This is a genomic window from Pseudomonas nitroreducens, from assembly GCF_024170165.1.
GTDB classification, from domain to species: domain Bacteria; phylum Pseudomonadota; class Gammaproteobacteria; order Pseudomonadales; family Pseudomonadaceae; genus Pseudomonas; species Pseudomonas nitroreducens_C.
This window is the reverse complement of record NZ_JALJXP010000014.1, coordinates 1-20927: the sequence shown is the minus strand read 5'-3', so window position 1 is coordinate 20927 and position 20927 is coordinate 1. Positions and strand designations below refer to the sequence as shown.

The following is a 20927-nucleotide window of genomic DNA, read 5'->3' as shown; positions in this document are numbered from 1 at the left end:
CGGTTTCATCCTTTACCCCGTGCCTGCTGCGCCACACGGTAGCGGCGCAGCACCTCCGGCCAGGCGACCACGTTATAGAAAGCCGCTATGTATTCCGGCCGGCGGTTCTGGTAGCGCAGGTAATAGGCGTGCTCCCAGACATCCAGGCCGAGGATCGGCAGGTTGCCCTGCATCAGCGGGCTGTCCTGGTTCCCGCTGCTCTCGACGAGCAGCCGCCCCTGCGGATCGACACTCAGCCAGGCCCAGCCGCTGCCGAAACGGGTCAGCGCAGCCTTGGTAAAGGCCTGGCAGAAGGCGTCGTACCCACCCAGCTCGGCATCTATCGCCTGGCGCAGCTCGGCCTGCGGCTGGCCGCCGCCGTCCGGCGCCATCACGGTCCAGAACAGCGAATGGTTGGCGTGGCCGCCGCCATTGTTGATCACCGGCCCGCGCAGGGCGGCCGGTAGGCTGTCTAACTTCTGCAGCAACTGCTCCACCGGCACTTCGGCAAACTCAGTGCCTTCCAGCGCGGCATTGAGGTTGTTGATGTAGGTCTGGTGGTGCTTGCTGTGGTGGATTTCCATGGTCTGCGCATCGATGTGCGGTTCCAGGGCGTCGTAGGCGTAGGGCAAGGCAGGCAGGACGTGGGGCATCTTCGAACCTTCTCAGTGGTAGCGCATTGAATGCACGGCGGTAAACAACCCCGGACGCAGCTCCACCGCGCCCTGGCGGCGCAGCAGGCGCTGGGTGCGCGGGTAGGTGCCGTGTTCGCCGATGAAGTTCAGCAGTTCGACGTAGGTACGGCGGCTGTGCTGAACCGCCGCGGCGCGCAGATCCGAGCATTTGCGCAGGTCTTCACCCAGCGCGAGCAGCCGTTCGTGGCAGGCGCAGAGGTACTCGGCGGTCTCTTCCGGCTGGCCCAGCTGCAGGTGCAGATCGCCGAGGTTGTGGTGGGAGATGACGAAGGCCATCACCGCTTCCTCGGCGTCGTGCCAGCGATCCAGCAGCACCTGCGCCAGCGCCAGGGCGTGGAGGTAGTGCTCACGGGCATCGATCAGTTCCTGACGAATGAAGCAGCGGTTGCCCAGTTCGATGGTGCGTTGCCAATGACGCATGGCAGGTTCCTCCAGCGGGTGGGGCGGACTCAGAGTCCGCCGGCGGTGAGCTTCTCGGGATCGAGCAGTTGTTCGAGGCGGGCGCGATCCAGATCAGTATTTTCCAGAGCGACATCGATGATCGGCCGGCCCTCGCGGTAGGCCTGCTTGGCGATCTCCGCGGCCTTCTGGTAGCCGATGATCGGGTTCAGCGCGGTGACCAGGATCGGGTTGCGCGACAGTGCCTCGCGCAGGCTCGCCTCATTGACCTTGAAGCTGGCGAGGGCCTTGTCCGCCAGCAGGCGGCTGACGTTGGCCAGCAGGTGGATGCTGTGCAGCAGGTTGTCGGCGATCACCGGCAACATCACGTTCAGCTCGAAGTTGCCGGACTGCCCGGCGACGGCGATGGTGGTGTCGTTGCCCATCACCTGGGCGGCGACCATCGCGGTGGCTTCCGGAATCACCGGGTTGACCTTGCCCGGCATGATCGAGGAGCCTGGCTGCAACGCTTCCAGCTCGATCTCGGCCAGGCCCGCCAGCGGGCCGGAGTTCATCCAGCGCAGGTCGTTGGCGATCTTCATCAGCGCCACGGCCAGGGCCTTGAGCTGGCCCGAGGTGGCCACAGCGATGTCCTGGGCGCCGATCAGCGCGAAGAAATCGTCACCGGGGCGGAACACCAGGCCGGTCAGGCCGTTGAGCTCCTCGCAGAAGCGCGCGGAAAACTGCGGATGGGCATTCACCCCGGTACCAACGGCAGTGCCTCCCTGGGCGAGCTGTTGCAGCGCTGGCAGTTGCGCCTCGATGCCTTGCGACGCCTGGCTGACCTGCTGGGCCCAGCCGCCGAGCACCTGGCTCAGGCGCACCGGCATGGCGTCCATCAGGTGGGTGCGTCCGGTCTTCACGTGCTGGTGCACTGCCTTGCCCTTCTTCTCCAGGGTGGCGTGCAGATGGTCCAGGGCCGGCAGCAGGTGCTGGTGGATCTCCAGCGCGGCGCTGATGTGAATGGTCGAGGGAATGATGTCGTTGCTGCTCTGCCCGCAGTTGACCTGGTCGTTGGCATTGACCGGCTTGCCCAGGCGGCGGCTGGCGAGGGTGGCGACCACCTCGTTGGCGTTCATGTTCGAGCTGGTGCCTGAGCCGGTCTGGAACACGTCCACCGGGAAGTGCGGCTGCAGGTCGCCAGCCAGCAGCTCCTCACAGGCGGCAACGATGGCCGCGCCGGTCTCGGCATCCAGCTGTTCCAGGCTGACATTGGCGCGCGCCGCGGCCGCCTTGGCCAGCAGCAACGCGCGGATGAACGGACGCGGCATGCGCTGGCCGCTCACCGGGAAGTTGTTCACCGCCCGCTGCGTCTGGGCGCCATACAGCGCCGAGGCCGGCACCTGCAGTTCACCCATGCTGTCACGTTCGATACGGCTGTCAGTCATTCTCGATTCCTTCTTGCAGTCTCAGGGAAGGCGCCATCTCCTGCTGCGCCATACGCCGGGCCAGCAGGCACAGACGTTGGCGCTGGGCGGTCGAGGTCGCCAGGCGTTGCAGTTCACGCAGCGGGAGATAGGCGTGATCCAGGCAGAGCACGCGCCAATGCCAGGGCAGCGCGATGTCGCGGCTGCTGTCGAGCAGCAGCGCGAAGCACTTCTCGAACAGGCGCCAGGCCGGTACCGGCTCCCAGGCCGCCAGGTAGCGCGCTTCGCCGAGGTATTGCTCGACCAGACGCGGCTCATTCGGCTCCAGGGCGCAGCGGATGCGGGTGCCCAGGCGGTACCAGCGGTCAGTGATCGAGCTGTCGACTTCGGCAAACATGGCAATCCCTCAATCGATAATGAGATTGATTATTGTTTGCGAAGATCAAAAAAACAAGCCGCCCGAACGCAATGCGCTGGGCGGTTCGTCTGGAGAAGGGAATTGAAGAAGGGCTGAAAGCCGCGGCCAGCGGGGCCGCGGCCGCTGGATCAGTTGCCGGCGACCATCATCTTTTCGATGAGCACCGAGCCGGTGTGCAGGTTGCCGCGGTACTCCACGTCGTTGCCGATGGCGACGATGTTGCGGAACAGATCGCGCAGGTTGGCGGCGATGGTGACTTCCTGCACCGGAAACTGGATTTCGCCGTTCTCGACCCAGTAGCCGCCAGCGCCACGGGAGTAGTCGCCGGTCACCAGGTTGACGCCCTGCCCCATCAGCTCGGTGACCAGCAGGCCCCGGCCCATGCGACGGATCAGGGCGGCCTGGTCTTCGTCGCCATGGCTGACGAACAGGTTGTGCACGCCGCCGGAGTTGGCCGTGCTGGGCATGCCCAGTTTGCGACCGGAGTAAGTGCCGAGCACATACGACACCAGATCGCCGCCCTCGACGAAGGGCTTGGCGTAGGTCGCCAGGCCGTCGTTGTCGAACGAGGCGCTGCCCAGCGCACCGCGCAGCAGCGGGCGTTCGTCCAGGGTCAGCCATTCCGGGAACAGCCGCTGGCCCAGTGCGCCTTCGAGGAAGGACGACTTGCGGTACAGGCTGCCGCCGGAGATGGCGCCGAGGAAGTGCCCGAACAGACCCACCGCGACTTCCGGGGCGAACAGCACCGGCACTTCGGCGGTCGGCACCGGGCGCGCGCCCAGGCGGCTGGCGGCGCGCTCGGCAGCGCGGCGGCCGATGGACTCGGGCGTGGCCAGCAGCTCGCCACGACGGTTCACGTCGTACCAGTAGTCGCGCTGCATCTGCCCTTCCAGCTCGGCGATCATCACGCAGCTCAGGCTGTGGCGGGTGCTGGCGTAACCGCCGACGAAGCCGTGGCTGTTGCCGTAGACGCGGCAGCCCTGGTGGGTATTCAGCGTGGTGCCGTCGGCCTTGGTGACGCGCTTGTCGGTGGCGAACGCGGCGGCCTCGCAGGCCAGCGCGCGCTCGATGGCCTGGTCGGGGGTGATTGACCAGCCGTGGTAAAGGTCCAGGTCCGGCAGGTCGCGGGCCATCAGCGCCGGATCGGCCAGGCCGGCGCAATCGTCTTCGGAGGCGTGCTTGGCAATCGCCAGCGCCGCCGCCACGGTCTCGCGGATGGCGTCCGCGCCGGTCGCCGAGGTGCTCGCCGAGCCCTTGCGCTGGCCGACGTAGAGGGTGATGCCGAAGCCCTGGTCGCGGTTGAACTCGACGGTCTCGACTTCACCCTGGCGCACCGAGGTCGACAGCCCCTGCTCCACCGACACCGCCACCTCGCAGGCGCTGGCGCCCTGCCGGGTGGCCTCGGCGATGATCCGCTCGACCTGCTCGCGCAGCTCGGGAAGGACCTCCGGGCTCACTGCCGGGTTGTGTTCGCTCATTGCATGCCTCTCCTGTTCATGGTCCGGCCCCGCCATCAGGCGGCGGCGACCGGCGCGGGCCGGACAAGCGGCCCCTGACTCGTTATCATGGCGGCGTTTTCAACGAGACCCCCGCCATGGCTGAAATTCACGATGACGACTCGTCCTTCGATGAGAAGAGCAAGTCGCAAGTAAAACGCGAAATGCACGCGCTGCAGGAACTCGGCGAGCGCCTGACCACGCTCAAGGCCGACATGCTCGACCGCATGCCGCTCACCGACCCGCTGCGCCGCGCACTGGAAGAAGCTCCCAAGCACAAGGCCAACGCCGCCAAGAAACGCCACCGGCAGTTCATCGGCAAGCTGATGCGCGACCAGGACGTCGAGGCCATCCTCGCCCTGCTGGAGCAGGTAGACACCTCCACCCGCCAGTACAACGAACGCTTCCACGCCCTGGAGCGCTGGCGCGACCACCTGATCACCGGGGGTGACGCGGCGCTGTCGGCCTTCTTCGGCGAATACCCGGAAAGCGACCGCCAGCATCTGCTGCAGCTGATCCGCCACGCCCAGCACGAGGCCGCTCACAACAAGCCTCCGGCCGCCGCGCGGAAGATCTTCAAGTACATCCGCGAGCTGGACGAACTGAAACGCGGCCTGCGCTGAGCAGCCGCGTCCCGCGCTTCCAGCCCCACCGGCAACGGCCTCAGCCGCCCGTGCCGCCGACGGTGATCGCGTCGATCTTCAGGGTCGGCTGCCCGACACCGACCGGCACGGACTGGCCGTCCTTGCCGCAGGTGCCCACGCCGCTGTCCAGCGCCAGGTCGTTGCCGACCATGGACACCCGGCTCATCACTTCCGGACCGTTGCCGATCAGCGTCGCGCCCTTCACCGGGCGAGTGATCTTGCCGTTCTCGATCAGGTAGGCCTCACTGGTGGCGAAGACGAACTTGCCGCTGGTGATGTCCACCTGGCCGCCGCCGAGGTTCGCGCAGTAGATGCCGCGCTCGACGCTGGCGATGATTTCCTGCGGATCGCTCTGCCCGGCCAGCATGTAGGTGTTGGTCATGCGCGGCATCGGCAGGTGCGCGTAGGACTCGCGACGGCCATTGCCAGTGCGCGCCACGCCCATCAGGCGGGCGTTGAGCTTGTCCTGCATGTAGCCCTTGAGGATGCCGTTCTCGATCAGCACGTTGCAGTTGGTCGGCGTGCCTTCGTCGTCCACCGACAGCGAACCGCGGCGACCGGCGATGGTGCCGTCGTCGACGATGGTGCACAGGCTGGAAGCGACTTTCTCGCCGATGCGCCCGCTGTAGTTGGAGCTGCCCTTGCGGTTGAAGTCGCCTTCCAGGCCGTGGCCCACGGCTTCGTGCAGCAGCACGCCGGACCAGCCGGCGCCCATCACCACCGGCAGGCTGCCGGCCGGGGCGGGTACCGCTTCGAGGTTGACCAGAGCCTGGCGCAGCGCCTCGCGGGCGTAGCTCATGGCACGGTCTTCCTGGAGGAAATACTGGTAATCGGTGCGCCCGCCACCGCCGTGACCACCGCGCTCGCGGCGGCCGTTCTGCTCGACGATGACGCTGACGTTGAAGCGCACCAACGGGCGGATATCCGCGGCCAGCGAACCGTCCGCCGCGGCGATCAGCACCTGGTCCCAGACGCCGGCGAGGCTGACAGTGACCTGCTGGATGCGCGGATCGAGGGCGCGGGTGGCAGCATCGATCTTCTGCAGCAGCTCCACCTTCTCGGCGCGGCTCATCACGTCCAGCGGATTCTCGCCGGCGTAGAGGCGGGTCGGTACCACGGCCTGGAAGGCCTGTACCTTGCCGTTCTGCCCGGCACGGGAAATCGAGCGGGCAGCGCGGGCGGCCTGGATCAGCGCTTCATGATTGATCGCGTTGCTGTAGGCGAAGCCGGTTTTCTCACCGGACTGCGCACGCACGCCGACGCCCTGGTCCATGTGGAAGCTGCCTTCCTTGACGATGCCGTCCTCCAGCATCCAGGACTCGGAGACCTGGCTCTGGAAGTACAGGTCGGCGGCGTCGATGCCGGGGCCGCTCAGCTCGTGCAGGATCGGCGACAGCTGGTCGATATCCAGACCACCGGGGGCCAGCAGGTGCTGACTGACGGATGACAACAGTTCGCTCATATTCACTCCGTACGCGCCGGTCGAGGTTCGACCGGCGGGAAAAATCTTCTGTGCCGGGCAATCGGCATTCGCTGCCGGACTGCCGCCTGTTCCTCGCTGTCGCGCTCGGCCAGCAGCACGGCCTCGCCCTTGGCCTGTTCGGCCAGGATACGCCCCCAGGGGTCGACGATGGCCGACTGGCCCCAGGTTTCCCGTCCTTTGGGGTGGGTACCACCCTGCCCGGCCGCCAGCAGGTAGCACTGCGTCTCGATGGCGCGTGAGCGGACGAGGATTTCCCAGTGCGCCGCGCCGGTCACCGCGGTGAAAGCTGCCGGGGCGCTGATCAGTTCGGCACCGGCTTCACGCAGCGCGGTGTAGAGCTCGGGGAAGCGCAGGTCGTAGCAGACCGTCATGCCCAGGCGCCCGACCGGCGTATCCGCCATCACCACGCGCTGGCCGAAGGCGTAGTCATCCGACTCGCGATAACGGCCACGGGCGTCGGCGACGTCCACGTCGAACAGGTGCAGCTTGTCGTAGCGCGCCGCCACTTCGCCACGCTCGTCCACCAGCAGCGAACAGGCGTTGGCCTTCGCGTCCGGTTGGCCTTCGGGCGGCAGCGGCAGGGTGCCGGCGACTATCCACAACCTGAGGTCGCGGGCGGTGCTTTTCAACCAGGGCAGGATCGGCCCGCTGCCCTGGGCTTCGGCACGACCGATGTCCGCGAGATCACGGCGGCCCATGGCGGCGAAGTTTTCCGGTAGTACGGCGAGGCGCGCGCCGCCCTCGGCGGCCTGCGCGAGCAGGCGACGGGCGGCGGCGAGATTGGCCAGGACATCGTCCTGGCTGACCATCTGGATGACGGCAATGGACATGCTGAGCTCCGTCGGTGTCTGGGTTTCATGCTAACTGAAGCCCGGGCTTTGTGCTCGATTGAGGGGCTCAATGAGGCTTTTCGAAAGGTTTCTCGAAAGCGATGGTCGGGCTCTGCCACGGGCCCTTGACGCTGTACTGCACACTGGCGAAGCGCGCGACCTTGTCGCCCAGCAGTTTGTCCACCACGAACAGCGCACCACCAATGGCCGGCGCGCCAACGATCAGTGCCGCCAGCGGCAGGTTATTGGTCACCGGCAGGGTCACCAGCAGCTTGGCGTCGATCTGGTCGTGGGCCAGGTCCAGGGTGCCGTTGAGTTCCAGATTGCTCGACGGGCCGTCCAGGCGCAGCGGCTCGCGGGTGAAGTAGACGCCGTCGGTGGCGGTGAGCACACCTTTCACCCGGTCGTAGCTCAGCCCCTTGCCCAGCAGGTCGGAAAAGTCCAGGCGCAGGCGGCGGTTGATGGCGTTGAAGTTGAGCAGGCCGAAGACGCGCAGGGCATTGGCGCCGCCCTCCACTTCGACGAACTGGCCCTTGCGCAGGCTGGCGTCCAGGGTGCCGCCGAAACGCCGCAGGTTCAGCGCCGCCGGTGAACCCGGCCAGTTGCCGTTGATGTCCACGCGGAAGCGCTCGCTGGTCACGCTGGGCGCGAAGTCCCAGGCCTTGAGCACGTCGCCCAGGTTCTTGCCGTCGAGCTGTCCCTGGAAGGTACTGCGGGCACTGGCCTCCATGCCGTCCCAGCGCAGGTTGCCTTTCACCGACAGGCCGCGCAGGTCCAGCTTCACGTCGTTGAAGCCAACGCCGGTGGACGTCGGCCGCACGTTGAAGCTCCAGGCGCCGACCGGCTTGCCAGCCTTCAGCACCTGGCGAATGGTCACGTCCATCGGTGGCAGGGTACGCGGGTCGATCTTCGCCAGCGGGTCCGGCGCTTCCACCGCCTTCTCGGAATCGATGGCCTCGCCCTTGGGCAGGTCGATGCGGTCCAGGGCGATCTGGATCGGCTTCACCTTGCTGTCGGGCAGGGTGACCTTACCGGACACCAGCGAGCTGACCAGCCCGACCTGCCAGCTGTTGTCGACACGCGCCAGATCCAGCGTAAGGTTTTCCAGGGTCTGGCCGAAGCCCTTGAAGCGACCGATCTGCAGGTCCGCGCCGCGCAGCAGGCCAGCCGCGCCTTCGACCCCGGTGTTGGAGTACTTCTTCGCGACGGCCATCCAGGCGTCGGCGTCGACCTCGTCGACCTTGCCGCGCACCTGCACGCCGCTCCAGTTGGGCAGCACGGCGGGATCGCCTCCCAGGCGCAGTACGCCACGGCCGGCCAGCGGCTGCTCCACCGGGGCGGCGTAGGCCAGGCTGGCGCGGTCGCCATAAGTTGCCCAGTAACGCCGTTCGGCGCCATCCAGGGTCATGCGCCACTCGCTCTCGCGGGTCTCCTGCGCCGCCTTGCCCAGCGGCGCTGGCAGGTCGATGGTGACGCCCTGCAGGTTCGAGGCGACCTGCAACTGGCTGTCCTTGCCGTCGAGCAGCAGGTTGAGCTGGAAGGGAATGCGCCCGTCTACCGGCAACTGCTTCTGCACCTTGCCCCACTCGAGCAGGGACTTGACCGGCACCTGGCCACCCACCAGCACCCGCGTACGCGGTACGCCGTTGCGGCCTTCGGCGCGAATGCTACCGGTGACGCGAGCGCCCAGTACCTGAGCCGCAATGTTCTGCCCGCTCAGGCCGCTGTCGGTGTCGTAGCGGAACTTGCCCTTGACCTGTTCGAGGCTCAGCTCGGGCTTGGCGATCTTCAACTTCGCCTTGTCGGTGTCGAAGTCGACTATCACCCGTGCCTTGCTCGCCTCGCCCTTGGCCAGGGGAATGTCGAGATTGAGGTGACCATTCAGATCGCCGGAGCCTTCCCAACCGGCGAAGGTATGGGTCGCGCCGATCGGCGAATCCTGGAGGATCTTCAGGCCATCGACGAGGTTGCTGTCGATGTCGCCATTCACGTGCAGATGAGCGACTTCGCCCGGCTCCGAATGGGGAATCTCCACCGAGACATCGCGCACCTGGCTGTTGAGGATCTGCCCGCTGCTGGCGTTGATGCTGACGCCGCTGTCCTCGACCCGCACCTCGCCCTCGGCCTTGCTCAGGCCGGGCCAGCCCGGCTGGTAGTCGAGTACGCCGTCGTGGACCTTGAAATACAGGCTCATGGCGTGGGCTTCGGGCGCCGAGCCCTTCTGCAGCGAGCCCTGCCAGAGGAAATACCCCTGCTCGATGCGACCGCTCTTGATCGAGCCCTTGAGCCAGGCGGCCAGGTCCTTGCTCATCTGCGGGATGACGGTCGGCAGGTACTTGCCCGTGTAGCGCGCATCGCCGTTGCTCATGCCGACACGCAGGTCCATGTAGTCCTCCTGCGCCGGGTCGCGCATCAGGCGGATCAGCATGTCGCCGGCGATGGTGCCCTCCTCGCCTTCCACCTGCATCAGGTGGCTGCCGAGGGTGAAGGCCTCGTCGTTGAGCTGGAAGAACATGCGCGTGTGTGCGGTGCGGTAGTGCCAGGGCTCCGGGAAGAGGGTTGCCAGGTGAAGCATGAAGTTCTGGGCGTTGGCATCCAGTGTGCCGCCTTCCAGGTCGCCGCGCAGGGTGCCATCGACATTGGCCACGGCGGGCACGTCATGGAAGGCGCTGACGCCGACCTTCTCCAGGTTGGTGGCATAGGCAACGCGCTCGGCACCCTCGCGCTGCGGCCAGTAATCGAAGTTGACGTTGTGCAGCACACCTTGCGGCTTGAGGCCGTCGAGCCACTCGATGGCCTTGTCCGGCAGCGGTGCCAGGGCAGTAATGGCCGGCCCCAGCGGGGTCAGGTCAAGGCGGTCGGCGCGCAGCTGCCAGTGTTCCTCGCCCTTCATGCGGCGAGTCAGCTCCAGTTCCACTTCGCCCCAACGGGTTTCGCCGAGGTTCGCCGCCAGATCGGCGACGCGCAGCTCGAAATCGTCGCCAGTCCGCTGGAAGAACAGGCTGACGCCCAGGTCGCTCAGGCTCACCGGTTTGCGATCGCCCAGCGCCGCGTCGATCTTCGGCGCGTTCAGGCGCGCCACCGCGGACACCGGCACGCCCTTGTCGATGGTGGCCCAGAACTCGCCGCCAGCCTTGGCCTGGGACAGCTTCCAGGCACCCGTGAGGCGCTCGGGCAGCCACTTGGCCCAGTCGGCCTGCGGCAGGCTGAGGTACAACTGGGCCGAACTCTTCGCCCAGTCGTCACGGTTCAGGCGGGTTTCCAGGCGCGCCGCCACCGGCTCGCCGCCGGGCAGGCTGAGACGTGCCTCCAGACGCTGGCGGCTGCTGCTGCGCAGGGTCATGCCGACGTAGGTCAGCGACAGCGGGTTGGCCTGCTGCGGCAGCACGGTCAGTTGGCTGTCCATCAGCGACAGGCGACGCGGAGTCAGCAGCAGGTCGATGAGTTTGCGTGGATCGGTGTCGCCGCCGCGGCTGGGCAGGCCGTCGGCATGCCACTTGCCGTCCTCGTCCTCGCGCAGGGTCAGGTGCAGGCCTTCCAGTTCCAGGCTGTCGATGCGCGGCTGGCGCGCCATCACGCTGCCGAGGATGTCCGGAGTCAGGCGCACCCGTTCCAGGCGCAGGGAGTCGTTGCCCTCGCCCAACTGGATATCGCGCACCACGATGATCGGGCTGAAACCACGCCAGTGCCCCTCCAGCGCGCCAATGGCCACCGGCAGGCCCAGTTGCTCGCTGGCTTTCTGCGCCAGGTCGTCACGGTACTCCGCCACCAGCGGCACCAGCTGCCGGCCAAGGCTGACATACAGCGCGAGCAACACCAGCCCCAGCGCCAGGAGGCCCAGGATGATGCGCAGGGAAGTGGCGAACAGTCGGCCGGCGCGCTCCATGTCAGCCGGCTGCCTGTGCAGTGAAGCGAAGGGTCATCGAGCGGCCTCCCAGCCAGGCAATGTCGAACCAGGTCTGACAGTGTGCGTCAGGCAAAGCTCCAAAAAACCCCATTGCACGACGGCCTCCTGCCGAGCCCCCAGGTTGTGCGATCCGCTGCTCAAAGCAGGACCACGTCGTACTGCTCCTGGGAATACATGGCCTCGACCTGGAACTTGATGGGACGACCGATGAACAGCTCCAGGTCAGCGACATTGCCCGACTCCTCGTCGAGCAGGCGATCTACCACCTTCTGATTGGCCAGCACCAGATAGGAGTTGGCTTGGTAGGCCCGGGCCTCGCGAAGGATCTCGCGGAATATCTCGTAGCAGATGGTCTCGGCCGTTTTCAGCATGCCGCGCCCCTGGCAGCTCGGGCAGGGCTCGCAGAGCACCTGCACCAGGCTTTCGCGGGTGCGCTTGCGGGTCATCTGCACCAGGCCCAGCTCGGTGATGCCGATGATGTTGGTCTTGGCATGGTCGCGTTCGAGCTGCTTCTCCAGGGTCCGCAGGACCTGGCGGCGGTGCTCCTCGTCTTCCATGTCGATGAAGTCGATGATGATGATCCCGCCCAGGTTGCGCAGGCGCAGCTGGCGGGCGATGGCGGTGGCCGCCTCGAGGTTGGTCTTGAAGATGGTCTCTTCGAGGTTGCGATGGCCGACGAAGGCGCCAGTGTTCACGTCGATGGTGGTCATCGCCTCGGTCGGGTCGATGATCAGATAGCCGCCGGACTTGAGCAGCACCTTGCGCTCCAGCGCCTTCTGCACCTCATCCTCGACGCCGTAGAGGTCGAAGATCGGCCGCTCGCCCGGGTAGTGCTCCAGGCGGTCGGCGATTTCCGGCATCAGTTCTTCGACGAACTGCGTGATCTTCTGGAAGTTCTCCCGGGAATCGACACGGATCTTCTCGATGCGCGGATTCACCAGGTCGCGCAGTGTGCGCAGGGCCAGGGAGAGGTCTTCGTAGATCATCGTCGGCGCGCCGACGGTCTGGATCTGCGCGTCGATCTGGTCCCAGAGGCGGCGCAGATAGCGGATATCGGCGAGGATCTCGTCTTCACCAGCGCCCTCGGCCGCAGTGCGCAGGATGAACCCACCTCGCTCGACGATACCCTCGGCCTCGACGCACTTGGCGACCACCTGCTTGAGGCGCTCGCGCTCGTGCTCGTCCTCGATCTTCAGGGAAATGCCGACATGGCTGGTGCGCGGCATGTAGACCAGGTAGCGCGAGGGGATCGACAGGTGCGTGGTGAGGCGTGCGCCCTTGGTGCCGATGGGGTCCTTGGTGACCTGTACCACCAGGCTCTGCCCCTCGTGGACCAGCGCACCGATGCTCTCCACGGCGCTACCCTCGCGATTGGAAATCTCCGCAGCGTGGATGAAGGCCGCGCGCTCCAGACCGACGTCGACGAAGGCCGCCTGCATGCCGGGGAGCACGCGCACGACCTTGCCCTTGTAGATGTTGCCGACGATCCCGCGGCGCAGCGTGCGCTCGACGTGGACCTCCTGCAGGACGCCGTTCTCCACCACCGCCACGCGCGATTCCATCGGCGTGATATTGATCAGGATCTCTTCGCTCATGCGCCCTTCCTTATCGCGCCCGGAGTCGTGCCAGCGCTACTTTCCGATCAAGACTGCCAGCTGGGAATGGAGAAGTCAGCCAGCAATGCCGAGGTTTCGCAAAGAGGCAGGCCGACCACGGCGCTGTAGCTGCCCTCGACGCGGCTGACGAACACCGCCGCAAGCCCCTGGATAGCATAGCCACCGGCTTTATCCTGCGGCTCGCCGGTTTCCCAATAACGCTCGGCTTCCTCGACGGATACCTCGCGGAAGACCACGCGACTGCTGACCACGCGCGCTTCGCAGCGATCCCGATCGGCCACCGCCACGGCGGTCAGCACTTCGTGCTCACGGCCGGACAGGGCCCGCAGCATGGCCAGGGCGTCGTCGCGATCCACCGGCTTGCCGAGGATGCGGCCATCCAGCACCACGGCGGTATCGGCCCCCAGCACGCAGACGTCGGCACGCTGGGCGAGGAAGTTCAGCCCAGCCTGGGCCTTGCCGCGCGCCAGGCGCTCGACATAGGCATGCGCCGACTCGCCGGACTCGGGCGTTTCATCGATGGACGCAGGCACTATATGGAACGGCAGGCCGATCTGGGTGAGCAGTTCGCGGCGGCGCGGCGAACTGGAGGCGAGGTACAGCTGGGCCATCAGGGACTCCGAAGCGGGCCTGCGCAGCGCGGACCCGGCGATTCCCCCGCAAGGGGGCGATCAGTTGATGTTCAGGCGCAGCCGCAGGGCCCGCAGCAGTGTGTAGACCCAGGGCCAGAGCAAGGCGCTGACCAGTGCCGGCAGGAGGAACACCAGGGTTGGCGGGCGGTTGCCGGTCAGGGCGCTGATCCACAGCTGGACCAGCTGGGCGAGACCGAAGACCACCAGCAACACCAGGCATTGCTGCCAGATGGGGAACATGCGCAGGCGCTGATGCAGCGATAGCACCAGACAGATGATCAGGCTGAGAATCAGGGCGTTCTGCCCCAGCAGGCTGCCGTAGAGCACGTCTTCGGCAACGCCGAACACCCAGGCCGTCAGCATGCCGACCTTGTGCGGCAGGTAGAGCACCCAGTAGGTGAGGAACATCGCCAGCCACAGCGGACGGCCGATTTCCATGAAGCTGGGCATCGGAGCCACCGACAGCAGCAGCGCCGCCAGCAGGGTGAGCCAGATGGCCCAGCCGTTGTTCGAGCCCTGCGCCGCCATCAGTGGCGGGTCCTTGCATCCGGGTGCGCAGCCGGCGCACCGGCAGGCGCGGCAGGGGCCGCACCATTGCTGCCGGCCGGATGGGCAGGCTGCGCGGCGGGAGCGGCAGGGACAGCGGGCTGCGCGCCGTCATGTGGCTGGGCTGCCGGGGCGCCCGGTGCAGGCTGTATCGGCGCGCCGGACTCGGCAGCCTTGCGGTCAGCCTCGGCCTGGGCCTCGGCAGCATCGGTGGCGCGCTGTTCGGGGGTGCGGCTGTCGCTGAATACCAGCAGCACATAGCGGCTGCGGTTCATCTTGGCGGTCGGTACGGCACGAATGGTGGCGAAAGGCCCGCCCGTATCGTGCAGCACTTCCTTCACCACTGCCACCGGATAACCAGCGGGGAAGCGCTGGCCAAGGCCGGAGCTGACCAGCAGGTCCCCTTCCTTGATGTCGGCGGTATCGGCGACGTAGCGCAGCTCCAGGCGTTCCGGGTTGCCGGTGCCCACGGCGATGGCGCGCAGGCCATTGCGGTTCACCTGCACCGGAATGCTGTGGGTGGTATCGGTCAGCAGCAGCACGCGCGCGGTGTAAGGCATGACCTCGACCACCTGGCCCATCAGGCCGCTGGCATCGAGCACCGGCTGGCCCTGGAACACGCCGTCCTTCTCGCCCTTGTCGATCAGGATGCGCTGGGTGAAGGGGTTGGGGTCGACTCCGATCAGCTCGCCCACCAGCACCTTGTCGTCGACCAGGGCGGAGGAGTTGAGCAACTCGCGCAGGCGTACGTTCTGTTCGGTGAGGGTGGCCAGCTTCTGCAGGCGGCGCTGCATCAGCAGTTGCTCGGCCTTCAGGCGCTCGTTCTCGGCCAGCAGTTCGCTGCGGCTGGTGAACTGGTCACGCACGCCTTCCCAGGCACGAACGGGGAAGTCGGCGATGCCATAGAAGGGACTCAGCACGAGGCCCATCTGGCTGCGTACCGGTTTCAGATAATCGAAGCGGGCATCGACCACCATCAAGGCGACCGACAGGACAGCGAGCACCAGAAGGCGCGCGCCCAGCGAGGGCCCTTTGGAGAATATCGGTTTGATGACCGGCTCCTAGCTGTGCAAGGTCGGTTGAAGTTTCACCAGCACGGGCAAAACGTCAACCAACCTCCACGTCCAACTTACTCGGTGGACAGCAGGTCCATCGAATGACGGTCCATCATTTCCAGCGCCTTGCCGCCGCCACGGGCGACGCAGGTCAGCGGGTCTTCGGCGACGATCACCGGCAGGCCGGTTTCCTGGGCCAGCAGCTTGTCCAGGTCGCGCAGCAGCGCGCCGCCACCGGTCAGCACCAGGCCGCGCTCGGCGATGTCCGAAGCCAGTTCCGGCGGGGACTGCTCCAGGGCGCTCTTGACCGCCTGGACGATGGTCGCCAGGGATTCCTGCAGCGCTTCGAGCACTTCGTTGGAATTCAGGGTGAAGCTGCGCGGTACGCCTTCGGCCAGGTTACGGCCACGGACGTCGACTTCGCGGACTTCGCCGCCCGGGAAGGCGGTGCCGATTTCCTGCTTGATGCGCTCGGCGGTGGATTCGCCGATCAGGCTGCCGTAGTTGCGGCGCACGTAGGTGACGATGGCTTCGTCGAAGCGGTCGCCGCCGACGCGGACGGATTCGGCGTAGACCACGCCGTTGAGGGAGATCAGGGCGATCTCGGTGGTGCCGCCGCCGATGTCGACGACCATGGAACCACGGGCCTCTTCCACCGGCAGGCCGGCGCCGATGGCTGCGGCCATCGGTTCTTCGATCAGGTACACCTCACGGGCGCCAGCGCCCAGGGCCGATTCACGGATGGCGCGGCGTTCCACCTGGGTGGACTTGCACGGCACGCAGATCAGCACTCGCGGGCTGGGCTGCAGGAAGCTGTTCTCGTGAACCTTGTTGATGAAGTACTGCAGCATCTTCTCGCAGACGCTGAAATCGGCGATCACGCCGTCCTTCATCGGACGAATGGCGGCAATGTTGCCCGGGGTACGGCCGAGCATGCGCTTGGCTTCGGTACCGACCGCTACGACGCTCTTCTGGCTGCCGTGGCTACGAATGGCGACCACGGACGGTTCGTTCAGGACGATGCCGCGCTCGCGCACATAAATAAGGGTATTGGCAGTGCCCAGGTCGATCGACAGATCACTGGAGAACATGCCACGCAGTTTTTTGAACATTGGAAAGAAACCCATAGGTGGCGCGTGGGTGAAAAGTGCGCGGGTAAAAAAGTGCGGCAAACTCTAACAATGACGGGGGTTTTGGGCAAGGCGGCAATTTATGCTAGATTCCTCGTTTTTCGGGCCTGCCGGCCCGTCCCAGCGGCCTTCGACCGTCTGCCGCGGGTTCTGTTCCCTGCCCCCTCAATTCCTTCCGGCCAGGTCCAGTTCGAACCGGGCCGCTCTAGCTGGAGACCCCGATGGCGCTTGAACGCTCCGACGTGGAAAAGATCGCCCACCTCGCCCGCCTGGGCCTGGAGGAAGCCGACATTTCGCGCACCACCGACACCCTCAACAACATCCTCGGCCTGATCGATGCCATGCAGGCGGTCGACACCGATGGCGTGGAGCCCCTGGCCCACCCGCTGGAAGCCACGCAGCGCCTGCGCGCCGACGCAGTCACCGAGGAGAACCGCCGCGAAGCCTACCAGGCCATCGCGCCGGCCGTGGAAGACGGCCTTTACCTCGTCCCGAAAGTCATCGAGTAAGCGCTAAGGACACGGACATATGCTGCATCAATTGACCCTCGCCGAAGTCGCCCGCGGACTCGCCGACAAGCAATTCTCCGCCCAGGAACTGGCCACTGCCCTGCTCGCGCGCATCCAGCAGCTCGACCCGCAGTTGAACAGCTTCATCACCGTCACCGAAGAAAACGCCCTGGCCCAGGCCAAGGCGGCCGACGAGCGGCGCGCCAAAGGCGAGACCGGTGCCCTGCTGGGCGCACCGATCGCCCACAAGGACCTGTTCTGCACCCAGGGCGTGCGCACCAGCTGCGGTTCGAAGATTCTCGACGCCTTCGTCTCGCCCTACGACGCCACCGTCGTCGAGCGCCTGGCCGACGCCGGCACCGTGAGCCTGGGCAAGCTGAACATGGACGAGTTCGCCATGGGCTCGGCCAACGAATCCAGCCACTACGGCCCGGTGAAGAACCCCTGGGATACCTCCCGCGTACCGGGCGGCTCCTCCGGTGGCTCCGCTGCCGCCGTGGCCGCGCGCCTGATCCCGGCGGCCACCGGCACCGACACCGGCGGCTCGATCCGCCAGCCGGCCGCGCTGACCAACCTCACCGGCATCAAGCCGACCTACGGCCGCGTATCGCGCTGGGGCATGATCGCCTACGCCTCCAGCCTCGACCAGGGCGGCCCGCTGGCCCGCACCGCCGAGGACTGCGCACTGATGCTCGGCGCCATGGCCGGCTTCGACCCGAAGGACTCCACCTGCGTCGACCAGCCGGTGGACGACTACCTGGCCGCCCTGGCCAAACCGCTGACCGGCCTGCGCATCGGCCTGCCGAAGGAATACTTCGGCGCCGGTCTCGACAGCCGCATCGCCGACGCGGTGATGAAGGTGGTCGAACAGCTCAAGCAGCTCGGCGCGGTGGTCAAGGAGATCTCCCTGCCAAACATGCAGCACGCGATCCCTGCCTATTATGTGATCGCGCCCGCAGAAGCCAGCTCCAACCTGTCGCGCTTCGACGGCGTTCGCTACGGCTACCGCTGCGAAGACCCGAAGGACCTCCAGGACCTGTACAAGCGCTCCCGTGCCGAAGGTTTCGGCGCTGAAGTGAAGAACCGCATCATGGTCGGCACCTACGCGCTTTCCGCCGGTTACTACGACGCGTATTACCTGAAGGCTCAGAAAATTCGCCGTCTGATCAAGAACGATTTCACCAACGCCTTCGCCGAAGTCGACGTGATCCTCGGTCCGACCACGCCCAACCCGGCCTGGAAACTGGGCGAGAAGAACAACGACCCGGTCGCCCAGTACCTGGAAGACATCTACACCATCACCGCCAACCTCGCCGGCATCCCGGGCCTGTCCATGCCGGCCGGCTTCGTCGACGGCCTGCCGGTGGGTGTCCAGCTGCTCGCGCCGTACTTCCAGGAAGGCCGCCTGCTCAACGTCGCGCACCAGTACCAACTGGTCAGCGACTGGCACAAACAAGCACCGGCTGGATTCTGAGGACGACACACATGCAATGGGAAACCGTGATCGGGCTGGAAATCCACGCACAGCTCTCCACCCAATCGAAGATCTTCTCCGGTAGCGCCACCACCTTCGGCGCCGCCCCGAACACCCAGGCCAGCCTGGTCGACCTGGCCATGCCCGGCACCCTGCCGGTACTGAACCAGGAGGCCGTACGCATGGCCTGCCAGTTCGGCCTGGCGATCAACGCCGAGATCGCCGAACGCAACGTCTTCGCCCGGAAGAACTACTTCTACCCGGACCTGCCCAAGGGCTACCAGACCAGCCAGATGGACCACCCCATCGTCGGCAAGGGGCACCTGGACATCACCCTGGAAGACGGCACCGTCAAGCGCGTCGGCATCACCCGCGCGCACCTGGAAGAGGACGCCGGCAAGAGCCTGCACGAAGACTTCCACGGCATGAGCGGCATCGACCTGAACCGCGCCGGTACTCCGCTGCTGGAGATCGTCTCCGAGCCGGACATCCGCAGCGCAAAGGAAGCCGTGGCCTACGTCAAGGCGATCCACGCCATGGTGCGCTACCTGGGCATCTGCGACGGCAACATGGCCGAAGGCTCGCTGCGTTGCGACTGCAACGTCTCGGTACGCCCCAAGGGCCAGGCCGAGTTCGGCACCCGCGCCGAGATCAAGAACGTGAACTCCTTCCGCTTCATCGAGAAGGCGATCAACCACGAAGTGCAGCGGCAGATCGAGCTGATCGAGGACGGCGGCAAGGTCGTGCAGGAAACCCGCCTGTACGACCCTAACAAGGACGAAACGCGCTCCATGCGCAGCAAGGAAGAAGCCAACGACTACCGTTACTTCCCCTGCCCGGACCTGCTGCCGGTGGTGATCGAGCGTGCCTTCCTCGAAGAACTGCGCGGCCAGCTGCCGGAACTGCCGGACCAGAAGCGCGAGCGCTTCGAGAGCCAGTACGGCCTGTCCGCCTACGACGCCAGCGTGCTGTCCGCCAGCCGCGAGATGGCCGAGTACTTCGAACAGGTCCAGGCTATCTGCGCCGACGCCAAGCTGGCGGCCAACTGGGTGATGGGCGAGCTTTCCAGCCTGCTCAACAAGGACGGCCTGGAAATCGAGCAGTCGCCGGTTTCCGCCGAGCACCTGGGCGGCATGATCCTGCGTCTGAAGGACGGCACCATCAACGGCAAGGCGGCCAAGACCGTGTTCGCCGCCATGGCCGAGGGTGAAGGCTCGCCCGACGAGATCATCAAGGCCAAGGACCTGGTGCAGAACACCGACTCGGGCGCCGTCGAGAAGCTGCTGGACGACGTGCTGGCGGCCAACGCCGAGCAGGTCGAACAGTACCGCGCCAGCGACGAAGCCAAGCGCGGCAAGATGTTCGGCTTCTTCGTCGGCCAGGCCATGAAAGCCGCCAAGGGCAAGGCCAACCCGGCGCAAGTGAACGAACTGCTGAAGAAGAAGCTCGAAGCCTGAGCCCACACTTCAACGACGCCGGGCTTGCCCGGCGTTTTTACGTCCGGAGGTTCGATGCTGCGACCCATGGCCCTCGTCGGCTGCCTGGCCCTGCTGGCCGGCTGTAGCACCACGTCATACGACAGCGACTCGGAGGTTTCCGGCCGCGGCTACCGCGCCGAAGGCACCGCGTCGTATTACGGCAAGGCACACCATGGCAAGCGCACCGCCAGCGGCGAGCGTTTCAACCAGAACGCCCTGACCGCCGCCCACCGCACCCTGGCCTTCGGCACGCGGGTGCGAGTGACCAACCTCGACAACGGCCGCAGCGTCGTGGTGCGCATCAACGACCGCGGACCATTCGGCCGCGGGCGGATCATCGACGTCTCCAAGGCTGCTGCCGACCAACTCAACATGCTGCGCTCCGGCACCGCCCGCGTGCGCCTGGAAGGACTCTGAAGGAACCCGTCATGAGCAATGAAAACCGCAAGGCCGGCGAGCAGGTCCGTCGTGAAGTGATGGGCGACGTCTTCGTCGACCGCGCACTGGGCAACGCCACCGAGTTCACCCAACCGCTGCAGGACTTCGTCAACGAGCACGCCTGGGGCGGCGTGTGGAACCGCGAGGGCCTGCCGCTCAAGACCCGCAGCCTGATCACCCTGGCCGCGCTGACCGCGCTCAAGTGCCCGCAGGAGCTGAAAGGCCACGTACGCGGCGCGCTGAACAACGGCTGCACGGTGGAAGAGATTCGCGAGGCGCTGCTGCATTGCGCGGTGTATGCCGGTGTTCCGGCGGCTATCGATGCCTTCCGTGCGGCGCAGGAAGTGATCGATGCTTGGCAGGCGGATCAGAAGGCTTGATTTTCAACAGCACCAACGGACGCTGTTTGCGAGCGTGGCCCGATCCCTACAAGTGAGTTCGCAGCGCAGCAGTTCGCGAGCAAGCTCGCTCCTACGAAAAGCGCATCGAGCTCTTGGCTCTTAAAGACTTCCAGTGAAATACCCGCATGCTCCGGAGTGCCCCTTTCAGGAGGCTGAAGGTGATCGGAGTTTCAGGGGTTGAGCGACATGGATGTCGCGAGAGCTGCGATGGGCCAGGGATGGCCCTTCGCAGCGGGCCCCTGAAACTCCGAAGAACCGAGGGTACTTTTCGCGAAGCGAAAAGCCGGATGTAGGGGTGTAGGAGACAACCACATAGGTAACAAACGAGTTCAGTCACATGGGTGACACTCGCATCTTCAGATATCGCCTACTTCGCTCCCTTTCGTCCAGC

Annotated in this window: 19 protein-coding genes; 6 read left to right on the top strand and 13 right to left on the bottom strand. The window is 66.1% G+C overall.

The window, feature by feature from the left end; all coding sequences use genetic code 11:
* Positions 1 to 5 precede the first annotated feature (5 nt).
* The 5 genes from J2T47_RS23955 to pmbA form a co-directional block, all read right to left on the bottom strand.
* The gene (locus J2T47_RS23955) at positions 6 to 632 is read right to left on the bottom strand and encodes a superoxide dismutase (protein WP_253452519.1); all 627 of its coding nucleotides are present in this window, start codon (positions 630 to 632) and stop codon (positions 6 to 8) included.
* Between the two features lie 12 nt (positions 633 to 644).
* Positions 645 to 1094, bottom strand: coding sequence for a hypothetical protein (locus J2T47_RS23950; protein WP_081517451.1), 450 nt, complete (start codon positions 1092 to 1094; stop codon positions 645 to 647).
* Between the two features lie 29 nt (positions 1095 to 1123).
* On the bottom strand, positions 1124 to 2500 hold the full coding sequence (gene fumC, locus J2T47_RS23945; RefSeq protein WP_253452518.1) for a class II fumarate hydratase FumC: 1377 nt from the start codon (positions 2498 to 2500) through the stop codon (positions 1124 to 1126).
* Complete coding sequence (locus J2T47_RS23940; RefSeq protein ID WP_253452516.1) at positions 2493 to 2876, bottom strand: FagA protein; 384 nt, start codon at positions 2874 to 2876, stop codon at positions 2493 to 2495. The genes fumC and J2T47_RS23940 overlap by 8 nt, the downstream gene beginning before the upstream one ends.
* Before the next feature lie 149 nt (positions 2877 to 3025).
* On the bottom strand, positions 3026 to 4375 hold the full coding sequence (gene pmbA / locus J2T47_RS23935; RefSeq protein WP_192290027.1) for a metalloprotease PmbA: 1350 nt from the start codon (positions 4373 to 4375) through the stop codon (positions 3026 to 3028).
* Positions 4376 to 4491: 116 nt separating this feature from the next.
* On the opposite strand from pmbA, the gene yjgA reads away from it, so the two are divergent.
* Positions 4492 to 5016, top strand: coding sequence for a ribosome biogenesis factor YjgA (gene yjgA / locus J2T47_RS23930; RefSeq protein ID WP_024766553.1), 525 nt, complete (start codon positions 4492 to 4494; stop codon positions 5014 to 5016).
* Between the two features lie 40 nt (positions 5017 to 5056).
* Here yjgA and tldD read toward each other — a convergent pair whose 3' ends face one another.
* The 8 genes from tldD to mreB form a co-directional block, all read right to left on the bottom strand.
* Positions 5057 to 6499: a metalloprotease TldD gene (tldD, locus tag J2T47_RS23925; protein ID WP_253452514.1), complete on the bottom strand. Its 1443-nt coding sequence runs from the start codon at positions 6497 to 6499 to the stop codon at positions 5057 to 5059.
* A 2-nt stretch (positions 6500 to 6501) separates the two neighbouring features.
* A complete protein-coding gene (locus J2T47_RS23920; RefSeq protein ID WP_253452511.1) occupies positions 6502 to 7350 on the bottom strand; it encodes a carbon-nitrogen hydrolase family protein in 849 nt (282 codons plus the stop codon).
* 67 nt (positions 7351 to 7417) lie between these two features.
* Positions 7418 to 11236: a YhdP family protein gene (locus J2T47_RS23915; RefSeq protein WP_253452510.1), complete on the bottom strand. Its 3819-nt coding sequence runs from the start codon at positions 11234 to 11236 to the stop codon at positions 7418 to 7420.
* 158 nt (positions 11237 to 11394) lie between these two features.
* Positions 11395 to 12852: a ribonuclease G gene (gene rng, locus J2T47_RS23910; RefSeq protein WP_170859513.1), complete on the bottom strand. Its 1458-nt coding sequence runs from the start codon at positions 12850 to 12852 to the stop codon at positions 11395 to 11397.
* Positions 12853 to 12899: 47 nt separating this feature from the next.
* Positions 12900 to 13484, bottom strand: coding sequence for a Maf family protein (locus J2T47_RS23905; protein ID WP_253452508.1), 585 nt, complete (start codon positions 13482 to 13484; stop codon positions 12900 to 12902).
* Between the two features lie 60 nt (positions 13485 to 13544).
* Entirely contained in the window at positions 13545 to 14033 is a 489-nt protein-coding gene (gene mreD / locus J2T47_RS23900; protein WP_081517443.1) for a rod shape-determining protein MreD, read from the bottom strand.
* The gene (gene mreC, locus J2T47_RS23895) at positions 14033 to 15094 is read right to left on the bottom strand and encodes a rod shape-determining protein MreC (protein ID WP_367399516.1); all 1062 of its coding nucleotides are present in this window, start codon (positions 15092 to 15094) and stop codon (positions 14033 to 14035) included. Before mreC ends, mreD begins: the two co-directional genes overlap by 1 nt.
* An 86-nt stretch (positions 15095 to 15180) precedes the next feature.
* A complete protein-coding gene (mreB, locus tag J2T47_RS23890) occupies positions 15181 to 16218 on the bottom strand; it encodes a rod shape-determining protein MreB (RefSeq protein ID WP_017518164.1) in 1038 nt (345 codons plus the stop codon).
* Between the two features lie 239 nt (positions 16219 to 16457).
* Between mreB and gatC the strand changes: the two genes are divergently transcribed.
* The 5 genes from gatC to J2T47_RS23865 are packed head-to-tail and all read left to right on the top strand — an operon-like array spanning position 16458 to position 20515.
* Positions 16458 to 16745 (top strand): Asp-tRNA(Asn)/Glu-tRNA(Gln) amidotransferase subunit GatC, encoded by a 288-nt coding sequence (gene gatC, locus J2T47_RS23885; RefSeq protein WP_015475813.1) that lies wholly within the window; start codon positions 16458 to 16460, stop codon positions 16743 to 16745.
* A gap of 19 nt (positions 16746 to 16764) precedes the next feature.
* The gene (gene gatA / locus J2T47_RS23880) at positions 16765 to 18219 is read left to right on the top strand and encodes an Asp-tRNA(Asn)/Glu-tRNA(Gln) amidotransferase subunit GatA (protein ID WP_138212268.1); all 1455 of its coding nucleotides are present in this window, start codon (positions 16765 to 16767) and stop codon (positions 18217 to 18219) included.
* Between the two features lie 11 nt (positions 18220 to 18230).
* On the top strand, positions 18231 to 19676 hold the full coding sequence (gene gatB, locus J2T47_RS23875; protein ID WP_253452504.1) for an Asp-tRNA(Asn)/Glu-tRNA(Gln) amidotransferase subunit GatB: 1446 nt from the start codon (positions 18231 to 18233) through the stop codon (positions 19674 to 19676).
* Positions 19677 to 19730: 54 nt separating this feature from the next.
* The gene (locus J2T47_RS23870; RefSeq protein ID WP_253452502.1) at positions 19731 to 20114 is read left to right on the top strand and encodes a septal ring lytic transglycosylase RlpA family protein; all 384 of its coding nucleotides are present in this window, start codon (positions 19731 to 19733) and stop codon (positions 20112 to 20114) included.
* Between the two features lie 11 nt (positions 20115 to 20125).
* Positions 20126 to 20515, top strand: a complete 390-nt coding sequence (locus J2T47_RS23865) for a carboxymuconolactone decarboxylase family protein (RefSeq protein WP_253452500.1) — start codon at positions 20126 to 20128, stop codon at positions 20513 to 20515.
* Positions 20516 to 20927 lie beyond the last annotated feature (412 nt).

Coding starts and splice junctions, on each gene's coding strand:
- J2T47_RS23955 (WP_253452519.1), bottom strand. CDS start 632: ATGCCCCACGTCCTGCCTGCCTTGCCCTACGCCTACGACGCCCTGGAA.
- J2T47_RS23950 (WP_081517451.1), bottom strand. CDS start 1,094: ATGCGTCATTGGCAACGCACCATCGAACTGGGCAACCGCTGCTTCATT.
- fumC (WP_253452518.1), bottom strand. CDS start 2,500: ATGACTGACAGCCGTATCGAACGTGACAGCATGGGTGAACTGCAGGTG.
- J2T47_RS23940 (WP_253452516.1), bottom strand. CDS start 2,876: ATGTTTGCCGAAGTCGACAGCTCGATCACTGACCGCTGGTACCGCCTG.
- pmbA (WP_192290027.1), bottom strand. CDS start 4,375: ATGAGCGAACACAACCCGGCAGTGAGCCCGGAGGTCCTTCCCGAGCTG.
- yjgA (WP_024766553.1), top strand. CDS start 4,492: ATGGCTGAAATTCACGATGACGACTCGTCCTTCGATGAGAAGAGCAAG.
- tldD (WP_253452514.1), bottom strand. CDS start 6,499: ATGAGCGAACTGTTGTCATCCGTCAGTCAGCACCTGCTGGCCCCCGGT.
- J2T47_RS23920 (WP_253452511.1), bottom strand. CDS start 7,350: ATGTCCATTGCCGTCATCCAGATGGTCAGCCAGGACGATGTCCTGGCC.
- J2T47_RS23915 (WP_253452510.1), bottom strand. CDS start 11,236: ATGGAGCGCGCCGGCCGACTGTTCGCCACTTCCCTGCGCATCATCCTG.
- rng (WP_170859513.1), bottom strand. CDS start 12,852: ATGAGCGAAGAGATCCTGATCAATATCACGCCGATGGAATCGCGCGTG.
- J2T47_RS23905 (WP_253452508.1), bottom strand. CDS start 13,484: ATGGCCCAGCTGTACCTCGCCTCCAGTTCGCCGCGCCGCCGCGAACTG.
- mreD (WP_081517443.1), bottom strand. CDS start 14,033: ATGGCGGCGCAGGGCTCGAACAACGGCTGGGCCATCTGGCTCACCCTG.
- mreB (WP_017518164.1), bottom strand. CDS start 16,218: ATGTTCAAAAAACTGCGTGGCATGTTCTCCAGTGATCTGTCGATCGAC.
- gatC (WP_015475813.1), top strand. CDS start 16,458: ATGGCGCTTGAACGCTCCGACGTGGAAAAGATCGCCCACCTCGCCCGC.
- gatA (WP_138212268.1), top strand. CDS start 16,765: ATGCTGCATCAATTGACCCTCGCCGAAGTCGCCCGCGGACTCGCCGAC.
- gatB (WP_253452504.1), top strand. CDS start 18,231: ATGCAATGGGAAACCGTGATCGGGCTGGAAATCCACGCACAGCTCTCC.
- J2T47_RS23870 (WP_253452502.1), top strand. CDS start 19,731: ATGCTGCGACCCATGGCCCTCGTCGGCTGCCTGGCCCTGCTGGCCGGC.
- J2T47_RS23865 (WP_253452500.1), top strand. CDS start 20,126: ATGAGCAATGAAAACCGCAAGGCCGGCGAGCAGGTCCGTCGTGAAGTG.